The organism is Streptomyces sp. MA5143a, assembly GCF_900290235.1.
GTDB lineage: Bacteria > Actinomycetota > Actinomycetes > Streptomycetales > Streptomycetaceae > Streptomyces.
Map to the genome: position 1 here is coordinate 119,407 of NZ_OLMK01000036.1, position 12,385 is coordinate 131,791.

Consider the following 12,385-nt stretch of genomic DNA (forward strand, 5'->3'; position numbering starts at 1 on the left):
CGAGCGTCCTCAGGCCGATCCTGCCCCCTGGGGCGGGGCCGGGAACGGCAGGACGGCCACTGTTACGTTGTCGTGGCCACCACCGTCCAGGGCCCGGCCGACGAGGACCTGTGCGCAGTGCAGCGGTCGCTGGGCCGCGTCGAGGGGGACGGCCTCGGCCATCTCCTCGGCGGCCTCCGCGTAGTTCCACAGCCCGTCTGTGCACACCACCACTACACCCGGACGGTCCGGCTTGAAGGAAGCGGTGTGCGGCTCCAGTTCGTACGCGTCCGCGCCGAGCCAGCCGGTGATCGCGTGGGCGCGCTCGTCGGCGTACGCCTCGGCCTCGTTCATCAGTCCCGCGGCCACCATCTGCGCGGCCCACGAGTCGTCCTCGGTGAGCCGGGCCGAGGGGGCGCCGCGGTCCACCGGCACCCAGTAGGCGCGGCTGTCGCCGACCCAGCCGACGACGAGCAGGGTCGGGGTGACGACGGAGCCGACGATGGTGCACGCCGGCGCGTTCTGGTGCGGGGCGTGCTCCTGGGCCGTCTCCGGTTCCCCGGCGAGGGCGTTCACCGCGGTGGACGCGGCGACGATCGCGTCGTGCATGGCCTGCTGCGGGTGGGTGCCGCGCGGCAGGGACTCCAGCAGGGTCTCGTTCGCGGCGCGGGCCGCGGCGAGCGAGGCGTCGTCGGGGCGGGTCGCGGAGGACACGCCGTCGCAGACGATCGCGACGACCGCGGGGGAGCCGTCGGGCAGCGCGGTCGAGGAGACGGCGAACGCGTCCTCGTTGCGGTGGTGGCGCAACCCCCGGTCGCTGACCGCGGCGACCGCGCCCAACTCCTGCTCCATGTGATCACGTTCACGTGGCTGGGCGTGACCGCAGTTCTCGCAGTAGCCGTCCCGGTCGACCTGGCCCGCGCGGCAGGCCACGCACAGCTTCGTACCGGCCGGCGGGGTCGCGAGATCGCCGGTGCGCGGGTCCGGCGGCTGCGGCGCGGCCAGCGGGTACTCGTCGGGCTCGCTGGGACGGTCGAACCGTACGCCGCGGCCGGGGCCGGACAGTTCGCCGCCGCCGGAGTCGGTGCCCGGGATGTCGGTGGGGCGGACCACCGGCGGGGGCGTGTCCGCACTGGGCTCGGAGGCGACGGGCCAGGCCACGGACGCGGCCTCGTCCGGTGGGTCACCGGCCGTCCCGTTCATCGTCAGGGTCGGGTGGTCCTCCGGCGGTGCGGACACCGCCGAGAGGTCATGGCCGCACGCACCGCAGAAGCGGTCGTCCGAGGCGAGGGGCCACTCGCAGATCGGGCACTTCGTCAGCGCGGTCGGCTGGGGCATCTGTGACATGAACTACACCCACGTCCGGGGGCGGTAACGGTTGGCACGTTCCACCAGGTCGATCCTCTCCTCGCCGCCTGGCGCGAGCCGGGCCAGCGTGCGGTACGCCCGCTCCAGTCCGAAGCGGAGGCCACGCTCGTCCAACGCGCTGCCGAGCAGCATCCGTTCGCCGCCGGCCGGGGCCACGGCGCCCTGGCTACCGGAGAGTACCCAGTCCAGGGCGCTGCCGAGGACCTCTGTGGACAACTGCTCGCGGCGTACCGCGTCCAGACCGTACCCGCCGAGCGCCTCGACCTGGCCCGCGGCGGCGGTCAGGTCGTCCAGGAACGGCGCGTCCGGGGCGGCCCCGGACGCGAGCGTCGTCTCCGTACGGTGTCTCAGCCGCGCCCGGACGGCGGCGACCCGGGCGGCGGTGTAGTGGATGGACGCCTCCGGCACGGACTCCAGGACGAGTACCGCGTTCTGCCGGTCACCGGCGGTCAGCCGGACCCGGGCGAGCCCGAACGCGGCGCTGACGAAGCTGGGGTCGGTCGTCCACACCAGCCGGTAGTACTCGGCGGCGTTGTCGAGCTGCCCGAGGACCTCGGCGCACAGACCCAGGGCCAGCTTGGGGGCCGGCTCGCCCGGGAAGGCGTCGTAGATCGCGTCGAAGGACAGCGCGGCGTTCTCGTGGTCGCCGGTGGCGAGCGCGGCCACGCCCCGGTACCAGACCACCCGCCAGTCATCCGGATGGTCCCGCTCCAGGGCGTCCAGCGTGGCCAGGGCGATGGTGAACTCGCCCATCTCCAGGCGGGCCCGCAGTTCCCGCAAGCGCAGCTCCAGGGAGCCGGTGGGCGCCGCGTGCAGCGCCGTGATCAGCTCGGTGGGGGCGGAGGCGATGAGACCGGCCAGGAACCCGGCGTTCGGGTCCCCCGGGTCCACACGCGGCACGGGCAACGCGAGCGCCGCGGCGGCGGTGTCCAGGGGCTGGGTGAGCCGAGTGGGGGCGGAGGGGCCCGCGCCGCCGGTGAGCAGGGCGGACGCACCGGAAACCGGCCCTCCGCTGCCGGGGCTCGACCCTCCGCCGCCGGGGGCCGACCCCCCGACGCCCGGGGCCGACCCTCTGACACCGGGGCCCGACCCTCCGGCACCGGAGGCCGACCCTCCGTTCCCGGCGGGCGTCCTGCCCGGCCAGCGGCCCCTCCCCGACGGCACCGGGCGGGTCCCGAGGCGCGAGACGTCCCCGTCCAGCTCCGCGAACAACTCCGTGTCCGTGACCTTCACTTCGGGGCCGAAGAGCGTCGACAGCGCCGGGCGCGCGCGGCCCGTCTGGAGGGACACGACCTCCCGGAGCACACCCGTGAGCTGCTCCGACATCTCCTGCGCGGAGGCGAACCGGCGGGCCGGGTCGGGGTCGGTGGCCCGCACCAGCAGCCGGTAGAAGGACTCGTACTGGCGGAAGACCTCGATGTTGTCCGGGTCGGGCAGGGAGTCCACGAAGACGTTCGTGTAGCCCTGGAAGTCGAAGGTCAGCACCGCGAGCGTCCGGGCGACCGTGTACAGGTCGGACGCGACGGACGGGCCGACGTCGGCGACCTCAGGCGCCTGGTAGCCGACCGTGCCGTAGATGGCCGACTCGTCGTCGTCCATCCTGCGCACCGCGCCCATGTCGATCAGCTTCAGCTGGTCCTCGGTCTGGATCGCGTTGTCGACCTTGAAGTCGCAGTACAGCAGGTTGCGGTTGTGGAGGTGCCCGAGGGCCTCCAGCGCCTCGATGCCGTACGCGCACGCCTGCTCGACCGGCAGGGGATCGCGGCGGCCGTCCGGGGTGCGGCGGCCGTTCGCGATCTCCTTCAGCGACTTCCCGCCGACGTACTCCATGACGATGTACCCGTCCAGCGAACCTGTGCGCTGGTCGAGGTGCTCGACGAAGTTGTAGATGCGGACGATGTTGGAGTGCTCGATCTCGGCGAGGAAGCGGCGCTCGGAGATCGCGGCGGCCATCGCGTCCTGGTCCCCGGTGTCGAGGAGGCCCTTCAGCACGACCCAGCGGTCCGACACCGCCCGGTCTATCGCCAGATAGATCCAGCCCAGACCGCCGTGCGCGAGACAGCCCACGACCTCGTACTGACCACGCACGATGTCACCGGCGTGCAGCTTCGGCACGAACGAGTACGGGTGGCCGCACTTGGTGCAGAAGCCCTCCGTGCGCCCCGGCCGGTCACCGCGCGCCCGCCCCACCGGCGCCCCGCAGTCCGAGCGCGAGCAGAACCGCTTGCGCTCGGGCACCTCGGCGGTCTCCAGGACCATCGAGCGGGGATCCGGCCGCGGCACCTCCGGCACCTGAACGAGGCCGACGCCGAGCCGGGCCCGCCCCGACGAACTCGCGGTCTTCCCGGAGCTGCGCACCGACACCGAGCGGCCCGTCGAGGTGCCCGACAGGGCGCGCGAGAGGCGGCCCGAGACCGACCGCCGCGACTGCGCGGAGCGCGCGGACGACCGCGACGACCGCGAACTGGAACCCGAGCCGCGCGAGCCCCGCCCCCCGGTGATGCCGGTCGGCGGGGAGGAGACCATGCCGCCGGCCGAGACGACCGGCGCCAGACCGCAGGTGTCGCAGTACAGCTCACCGCCGCCCACGTCCTCGTACGACCCCGAGCAACCGGGCCGCTGACACGACTGCTGCCGGCCTTCTCCGTCGGGCTGACTCACGATTCCTCCCCTCCCCGGTCCTGCGGCTCCTGCCGTCCGGCCACGGGCGTGCCCAGCAGCTCCGCCACCGCGTGCTGGTAGCGCAGCACCGCCTGCTCGGCGACGCGCAGGTCGCAGGGCGCGCTCCACAGCATGCGGCGCGCCACGTCGTACCGCTCCACCAGCAGCGAGTCCTCCGCCAGGCCGTGCCGGGCGACCTTCGCCTTGTACGCGTCGAGCCGGCCGCGCAGTTCGGCGCGGACCGCCAGCGGCGCGGTCACGGCGGTCAACGACTCGCGGGCCCGCAGCAGTTCGTCGTCCGCCTTCTGCTCCAGGGACTCCAGGAGCGGGGACAGGCGGTGCCACTGCCCGTGTCTGCGGTACTCGGCCGCCAGCGCCAACTGCTCCTGGAGCACGGTCGGCGGACCGCTCACCACGGGCACCTCGGTCGCGGCGATCTTCGCCAGCACCTCACCGCGGGCGCTGCGCGCCTCGGCGAGCGTACGGTCGGCGCGGCTCAGCACGTCCCGCAGCTTCACCAGCCGCGCCTCCGCGTCCTGGCGGACCGTCAGCACGGCCTCGATCTCCCGGCGCACGTCGTCCAGGGCGCGCGCCTCACGGTCGTACGTGGAGATGTCGGGGCGGCCACCGCCGGGGGCCGAACTGCCCGGTGCGGGCACCCAGTAGGCGAGCGGGTCGGAGATGACCTCCTCGCGGAGCCTGGTCAGGGTGCGGGTGATCCGCTCCAGGTCGTCGCCCGCCGGGTGCTCCCCGGGGCGTACGCCCACGGAGTGCGCGAGCTGTCGGGTGCGCTGGAGCTCGGCGGCCAGTAAATCGATCCGGGCGGGCAGCGCGGACCACACCGCGTCGGCGGCGACGACCATGTCCAGTGACGCCGCGTACAGGTCGTTCATCCGGTCCACCAGCGTGGACAGGGAGAACTGCTCACTGAGCCGGCCGGCGCCCTGGAGCGTCGGCGCGTTCGCCATGGCGGTGGCGGAGCCCGCGACGGTCACGGCCTCGCCCCGCAGCAGTTCGGTCAGCTCCACCAGGTCCTCACGGCTGGACCAGCGGCGGCGCGATCGGATCTCACGGGCGCTGCGCAGCGCGTCCGAGTAGGCGTCGAAGTACGCCCACAGCAGGGTGATCGACGCCTCCGTCGACTCCCAGCGCTCCTTGGTGACGCCGGTCAGCTCGGCGCCTTCCAGCAGTCTGCGGCCCGCGTGGTCCTGGAGGGCGAGCAGGGAGGTCTCGATGGCCTCGTGCTCCGCGCCGAGCCGCGCCAGCGCACGGTCCACCTCGTCCCGGTCCATCACCGGCCCGGTGGATCCCGCGACGCCCATCGATCACCTCTCGCTCTGTCGGTGTCGGTCAACTTGCCTTGTCAGTCCCGGTACTTCTGGTCGGCCGGCGGTAGGGACCCGGCGGAGTCCTTCCCGAGGGTCGCGGACAGCCAGTCGTCGTACGACTTCTGCCAGCCGTCCTTGAGGTAGTCCTCCAGGACCTGGTTGACCCGGCGTACCAGATCTTCCGCATCGCGATTCATCGCCACGCCGTAGTACTCGGTGGTGAACGGCGCACCCACCAGCTTGACCGTGGGGTCCTGCGCCGCCTGGCTCGCGGCGAGCGCCCCGTCGGTGACGACCGCGTCGACCTCGCCGAGCTGGAGCCGCACCAGGCAGTCGAGTTGGTTGGGCGGGTTGACGGAGGTGATGTCGGCGGAGGCGACGAGCTTGCCGGACTTCTGGTCGGCCTCCAGGGTGTCCCGCGCGGTGGAGCCGCTGGCCGAGCAGATCTTCTTGCCCGCCAGCGTCTTGTCGTAGCCCTTGATGGTCGAGGACTTGGGGGCGAGGACCTGCTGGCCGGTCTTGAAGTACGGCTGGGAGAAGGCGACCTCGTCCATCCGCTTGCAGCTGATCGTCATGGTGCGGACCACCATGTCGACCTGCCCGTCCTGGATCGCCTTGACGCGCTGGTTGGTGGGGATCGCACGGAAGCGCACCTTAGTCGGGTCGTCGAGGATCTCCTTGGCGATGCGGTGCGCGATGTCGATGTCGAAGCCCTCCAACTCCGCCTTGCCGTCGGTGTTGTTGGGGTCGCGGTAGCCCCAGCGGTAGCTGTTCTGGTCGACGCCGACGGTGATGAAGCCGTTGTCCTTGATCTTCTTGATCACGGTGCCGGACTCGTTCGACGAGGGCCTGAGGCTGCGGTTCTGCGGGTCGTTCCTGATCTCGCAGTCGTCGTCCGCCCGGGCCTGTTCGCCATGGGCGACGCTCTGGCCGCCGGTGCCGGCCGGGCCGCCGTCGCGAGTCCCGCTGAGCGGCAGCACCAGGGCGAAGATCACGGTCAGGGCGCAGACGACCGCCATCGCGCCCACGCCGCCCCAGCCCCTGAGGCCTGCCCGCAGGCGTCGTACCGCTTCCATCGCCCCTCCTTCCACCGTGTCGCCTCCCGCCGGCCTCATCGGTACTCCGAGAGCCTGCGCCCGATGCCCAGCACCGCGCCCACCGCGGCGAGCACGGCCAGTACGGCAGCGCCGACGGGCAGTCCGGTCATCGCGTCCAGACCTCCCCTGGCAGCCTGCTCGAACTCCTTCTTCTCATGCCCGAGCGCCGTGTTCAGGTTCTCGTCGACCTTGTCGAAGCACTCGCCCGTCGGCTTGTCGCCCGCCCGGCAGTCGGGTGTCGCCCTGCCGCCGATCACCTGGTCGAGGGCGCATTGGTACTTGCCCTCCTCGTCGGCGGTACGGGCGCTGCGGTGCCGGTCCTGCCACACCTCCATGTTGGCGAGGGCGGACTTCACGGGCTGTGCGCCCTTGTCGTCGTCGGCGAGCTTCCCGGCGGTAGCCAGCTGCGAGGCGAGCGCCTTCATGTCCTGGCCGAACTTGTGGTCGAACTTGTCGACGGAGACGTCCTTCTTGATCTCCAGGGTCTCCGCGCCCCGGCTGATCAGCGTCAGGTTCTCGTTGCCGCGTGCCTTCAGGGAGGCGATACGGGCGTCGTTCAGCACGGTCAGGGAGCGTACGCCGTGGTCGTAGGAGTCGTTCAGGCCGGAGCGGGCGAGGGTGTGGCCGGCGACCAGCCACAGCAGGACGACCGTGGAGGCGGCCGTCGCCGCGACCAGGCCGTGGTTCAACACCCGGTTGGTGTGGAGGTAGTTGCGGCGCTGGGCCCAGGCGAGGGCGCCGAGGGCGACGACACCGAGGGCGATCGCGGCCCAGGGGTAGGACGTCGCGTCGGAGTAGTCGTCGCGCAGCCGCCGGTTCTCGTTGTCGTAGATCTTCTGGGCCTTCGGCAGCATCTGGTCCTGCATGATGCTGTTGGCGTACCGCAGATAGGCGCCGCCCAGCGGGTAGCCGAGTCGGTTGTTGGCGCGGGCCCGCTCGATCAGGCCCTTGTACTTCGGCAGCAGGGCGTTCAGTTGGGCGACGCGCTTCTCGGACTGGGAGCCGGGCTCCGAGGCGGCGGCGGCCGTGGCGAGGCCGTCGGCGGCCTCCCCGATCTCGCGCTCGTATCTCGCGCGGGACTCCGGTGTCTCCTGGCCGCCCGCGAGGAAGCCGCTGGAGGCCGCCGTGTTGGCGTCGGCGAGGGAGCTGTAGACGCCGGCCGCGGCGGAGCTGAGGGGCTGGCTGCTCGTCAGGACGTCGTCGGCGGCCGTCGCGCGGTCGTTCATCTGCCAGGCGGTGACCGAGCCGAAGGCGACGACCAGCAGGGCGAGCACGGCACCGATGACGCGCAGCCGGCCGGGCTCGGTCGTCGCGGCGGCGCGCAACTGGTCGAGCCCCTCGGCGAACGCCGTGCGGCGGGGCGGGCCGCCGTCCGGGTCGGGGGACGACAGGGGGGACCTGGACGCGGGTGCGGCCTGGCGCGGCACGGAGGTGCTCGCGCCCGGGCTCGCGGGCGGTGCCGGCGGTGGCGCGCTGCCCTTCGGCGTGTATGTCACCTGACCTCCCCCTGGTCATCCGTCCGTCACGTCCGCCCGGTACACGGGCAGAGGTGCACGGCCGCAAGTATCGCCGCCGGGACTGATATCCGCACAGGCCCTGACTCGATCTTGTTCCCCGATCGTGTCTTAGATGCTGCGCGGGGCGAAATCCTGCGTGACGGAGGGCTTCCCGCACCACCCCCTGCTCATGAATACGCCTGCCGGGTGGGTTCGGTTCCCTCGCACGTCGCACGTCGTACGTGTTCGGGGAGGGGTGCGGGGGTGGCTCAAGGGGCTGCGAAGTGCGCCCGCACGCGCGCGTGCACCTCTTGGGCCGCGCCCAGCCGGTCCAGGCCCAGCAGCGCGGCGCCCAGCACGGGGGCGGCCGTGACCACATGGGGGACCGCCTTGGGCGCGGCGGCGGAGAGCAGGTCGCGGACGCGGGCGTCGAGGCGGGGATGGCGGGCGGCGAGGACGCCACCGCCGAGGAGGACGGGGGTCTCCTCGGTCAGCAGGTCCAGACGGGTCAGCGCCACCGAAGCCATCGACACCACCTCCTCGGCCAGCCGGTCGACCAGGGAACCGGCGACCGGGTCACCGGCCGTGGCCGTGGCGAAGAGGACCGGCGTCAGCTCGTGACGGCGGAGCTGCGGGATCCGCCCCAGGTGGAGGGCCTCGATCAGGGCGTGCACGGAGTCCAGGCCGAAGTACCCCGGCAGGGTGCGGGCCAGCGCGGTCGGGCCGCCCCGGCCGTCCTCCGCGCGGGCCGCGTGCCACATCGCCTCCTCGGCGAGGCCCCAACCGCCGCCCCAGTCGCCGGAGATACGGCCGAGGGCGGGGAAGCGGGCGGTGCGGCCGTCGGGGCGCATGCCGACGCAGTTGATGCCGGCGCCGCACACCACGGCCACGCCGCGCGGTTCGGCCACACCGGCCCGCAGGATCGCGAACGTGTCGTTGCGGACCTCCACGGACGCGCCCCACGCGCGCGTGTGCAGCGCGGCCGCCAGCCGCTCCTCCTCGACGGGGAAGTCCGCGTTGGCGAGGCAGGCCGACACCTGGTCGACCGCCGTGACCCCGGCCGCGGCGAACGCCTCCCGCACCACCTCCGCGAGGGCGTCCACGGCCGCGGTCACCCCGACGGTCGGCGGCTGGAACCCGCCCCCGCGAGCCGCCCCGAGCACCTCCCCGTCGACCCCGATCACCGCGACATCGGTCTTGCTGTTCCCGGCGTCGACGGCGAGCACCGCGGCCCGCCCCCGGCCTCCGGCGACAGTGGCACCCCCGCCGGGGCTCGCGCCGCCGCCCGCGCCCGCGCCGGCACCCCGGCCCGCCCCCGCTCCTCCGTCGGTCATGCCCACGTGAGGTGCTCCCGGTTGTGTGCGATCAGCTGGTCGGTGAGGGTGTCGGCGTAGGCGTACTGGCCGATCAGGGGGTGGGCCAGCAGGGTGCGGAAGACGCGGTCGCGGCCGCCGCGCAGGGCCGCGTCGAGGGCCAGGTCCTCGTACGCGGTCACGTTCGCCATCAGACCGGCGAACAGCGGGTCCACGGCCGGGACGGGCAGCGGGGTGACACCGGTCGGCCCCACGGTCGCCTGCACCTCGATCACCGCGTCGTCCGGGAGGAAGGGCAGCGTCCCGGCGTTGTACGTGTTCACCACCTGGTACGGGCTTCCGCTGCCGCCCAGCAGGCCCGCCGCCAGGTCCACCGCGGCCTCCGAGTAGTACGCGCCGCCGCGCTTGGCGAGCAGCGCCGGCTTCTCGTCGAGCGCCGGGTCGGCGTACAGGTCCAGCAGTCGGCGCTCCATGGCGGCGACCTCGGCGGCCCGCGACGGCTTCGTACGGAGTTCCCGCACGACCTCGTCGTGGGCGTAGTAGTAGCGCAGGTAGTAGGAGGGGACGACGCCGAGGCGGTCGAGGAGCGGGCGGGGGAGGCGCAGGTCGGCGGCGATGGTGTCGCCGTGGCCGGTCAGCAGCTTCGCCAGGACGTCCTCGCCGGAGGGCCCGCCGAGCCGTACCCCGGTCTCCCAGGTGAGGTGGTTGAGGCCCACGTGGTCCAGGTGGACGTCTGCCGGGGCGACGCCCAGGTGCCCGGCGAACTTCCGCTGGAGCCCGATCGCCACATTGCACAGTCCGACCGCCCGGTGCCCGGCGCGCAGCAGCGCACGGGTCACGATGCCCACGGGGTTGGTGAAGTCGATGATCCAGGCGCCGGGGTTGGCCCGGCGGACCCGTTCAGCGATGTCCAGGACGACCGGGACCGTGCGCAGCGCCTTGGCGAGGCCGCCCGCGCCGGTGGTCTCCTGGCCGACGCAGCCGCACTCCAACGGCCAGGTCTCGTCCTGTTCCCGGGCGGCCTGCCCGCCGACCCGCAGCTGGAGCAGCACGGCGTCGGCGCCCTCGACCCCCCGGTCCAGGTCGGCGGTGGTCACGATCCGGCCGCCGTGGCCCTGGCGGGCGAAGATGCGGCGGGCGAGGCCGCCCACCAGTTCCAGGCGCTCCTCGGCCGGGTCGACGAGCACCAGCTCCTCGATCGGCAGCGTGTCGCGGAGCCGGGCGAACCCGTCCACGAGTTCGGGCGTGTAGGTCGACCCTCCGCCGACCACGGTGAGCTTCATATACGTATCAACCCTTCACTCCGGTCAGGGTGACGCCCTCGACGAACGCCTTCTGGGCGAAGAAGAAGACGAGGATCACGGGGGCCATGACCAGGACGGTCGCGGCCATGGTCAGGTTCCAGTCGGTGTGGTGCGCGCCCTTGAAGGACTCCAGGCCGTAGGAGAGGGTCCAGGCGGCGGGGTTCTCGGAGGCGTAGATCTGCGGGCCGAAGTAGTCGTTCCAGGCGTAGAAGAACTGGAAGAGGGCCACGGCGGCGATGCCCGGCTTGGCCATGGGCAGGACCACCCGCAGCAGGGTGCGCAGCTCGCCGCAGCCGTCCACGCGGGCCGCGTCGAGGTACTCGTTCGGGATCGTCGTCAGGAACTGCCGCAGCAGGAAGATCGAGAACGCGTCGCCGAACGCCATCGGGACGATCAGCGGCCAGAGCGAGCCCGACAGGTCCAGCTGCTTGGCCCAGAACAGGTACATCGGGATGACGACGACCTGCGGCGGCAGCATCATCATCGAGATGACCAGCATCAGCGCCACATTGCGACCCCGGAAGCGGAACTTGGCGAGCGCGTACGCCACGGGGACGGACGACACGACGGTGAGAACCGTGCCGAGGCCCGCGTAGAGCAGGGTGTTGCGCCACCAGGTCAGAAAGCCGGGTGTGTCGAGGACCTGCCGGTAGTTGCCCCATTCCCAGGTGTCCGGGACGAGATCGCGGGTGAGGGCCTGCTGGTCGCTCATCAGCGAGGTCAGGACGACGAACACGAAGGGCAGGGTGAAGAAGAGGGCGGCGGCGACGCCGAGCGAGTGCACGGCGATCCACTCCAGGACCGCCCGGCGGCGGGCCGCGCGTTCGCTTCCCAAGCCGCCGGACCGTGCCGTGGAGGCGTCCACGTGGACGGGCTTGTCGAGTACCCGGGACATCAGTCGGCCGCTCCGATCAGTCCGCCCCGGCGCCGCATCAGCAGCGCGGTGAACGCCATGGACAGCGCGAACAGCACGAGCGCGACCACACAGGCGGCGCCGTAGTCGAAGCGCTGGAAACCGAGGTTGTAGACGAGCTGGGGCAGGGTCAGCGTCGACTTGTCCGGGTACCCCGGCTCGAACTGCTGCCCGGAGCCGCCGATGATCCCGGAGGCCACCTTCCCGGCCACCAGCGGCTGCGTGTAGTACTGCATGGTCTGGATCACGCCCGTGACCACGGCGAACATCACGATGGGCGAGATGTTCGGCAGCGTCACGTACCGGAACCGCTGCCACGCCGACGTCCCGTCCAGTTCGGCGGCCTCGTACTGCTCCCTCGGCACGTCGAGCAGGGCGGCCATGAAGATGACCATGAGGTCGCCGACCCCCCACAGCGCGAGCGCGGTGAGCGCCGGCTTGGACCAGGCGGGGTCGGTGAACCAGCCCGGCGTCGGCAGGCCGAGGCCGTCGAGGAGGGAGTTGACCGGGCCGGTGCCCGGGTTGAGCAGGAAGACGAAGGCCAGCGTCGCGGCGACCGGCGGGGCGAGGTACGGCAGATAGAACAGGGTCCGGAAGACACCCGTACCGGTCTTGATCTTCGTGATGAGGAGGCCGACGCCGAGGCCGAACACCACCCGGCACGTCACCATCACCAGCACCAGCCACAGGGTGTTGCGCAGGGCCGGCCAGAACAGCGGGTAGTCCTGGAAGACGTAGGCCCAGTTGCCCGGGCCGCGGAAGACGGGCGTCCCGAAGCCGTCGTACTTCATGAACGAGAAGTACACGGTGGACACCAGCGGATAGGCGAAGAAGACGCCGAACCCGATCAGCCACGGTGCCAGGAAGGCCACCGTCCGAAGCGCCGACCTGCGGCGCTTCGCGCGGAGAGAGTGCGTGGCCATCGG

At 72.3% G+C, this 12,385-nt stretch carries 9 protein-coding genes; all 9 read right to left on the reverse strand.

Annotation, left to right across the window (positions count from 1 at the left end; translation table 11 throughout):
- Positions 1 to 9: 9 nt before the first annotated feature.
- Complete coding sequence (locus SMA5143A_RS18375; RefSeq protein WP_107463999.1) at positions 10 to 1,326, reverse strand: PP2C family serine/threonine-protein phosphatase; 1,317 nt, start codon at positions 1,324 to 1,326, stop codon at positions 10 to 12.
- A 3-nt stretch (positions 1,327 to 1,329) separates the two neighbouring features.
- Positions 1,330 to 4,011 carry a serine/threonine-protein kinase gene (locus SMA5143A_RS18380; protein WP_375136506.1) on the reverse strand — a complete coding sequence of 894 codons (2,682 nt, stop codon included), beginning with the start codon at positions 4,009 to 4,011 and terminating at the stop codon, positions 1,330 to 1,332.
- Positions 4,005 to 5,330 (reverse strand): hypothetical protein, encoded by a 1,326-nt coding sequence (locus SMA5143A_RS18385; RefSeq protein WP_107464001.1) that lies wholly within the window; start codon positions 5,328 to 5,330, stop codon positions 4,005 to 4,007. The genes SMA5143A_RS18380 and SMA5143A_RS18385 overlap by 7 nt, the downstream gene beginning before the upstream one ends.
- 41 nt (positions 5,331 to 5,371) lie before the next feature.
- Positions 5,372 to 6,412: a glutamate ABC transporter substrate-binding protein gene (locus tag SMA5143A_RS18390; protein ID WP_258193597.1), complete on the reverse strand. Its 1,041-nt coding sequence runs from the start codon at positions 6,410 to 6,412 to the stop codon at positions 5,372 to 5,374.
- Between the two features lie 35 nt (positions 6,413 to 6,447).
- Positions 6,448 to 7,929, reverse strand: a complete 1,482-nt coding sequence (locus SMA5143A_RS18395) for a hypothetical protein (protein ID WP_181361917.1) — start codon at positions 7,927 to 7,929, stop codon at positions 6,448 to 6,450.
- A gap of 269 nt (positions 7,930 to 8,198) precedes the next feature.
- A complete protein-coding gene (locus tag SMA5143A_RS18400; protein ID WP_258193601.1) occupies positions 8,199 to 9,155 on the reverse strand; it encodes an N-acetylglucosamine kinase in 957 nt (318 codons plus the stop codon).
- 104 nt (positions 9,156 to 9,259) lie between these two features.
- Positions 9,260 to 10,525, reverse strand: a complete 1,266-nt coding sequence (locus SMA5143A_RS18405) for a 6-phospho-beta-glucosidase (RefSeq protein WP_107464003.1) — start codon at positions 10,523 to 10,525, stop codon at positions 9,260 to 9,262.
- 7 nt (positions 10,526 to 10,532) lie between these two features.
- Entirely contained in the window at positions 10,533 to 11,441 is a 909-nt protein-coding gene (locus SMA5143A_RS18410) for a carbohydrate ABC transporter permease (RefSeq protein WP_107464004.1), read from the reverse strand.
- Positions 11,441 to 12,382 (reverse strand): carbohydrate ABC transporter permease, encoded by a 942-nt coding sequence (locus SMA5143A_RS18415; protein WP_107464005.1) that lies wholly within the window; start codon positions 12,380 to 12,382, stop codon positions 11,441 to 11,443. Before SMA5143A_RS18415 ends, SMA5143A_RS18410 begins: the two co-directional genes overlap by 1 nt.
- Positions 12,383 to 12,385 lie beyond the last annotated feature (3 nt).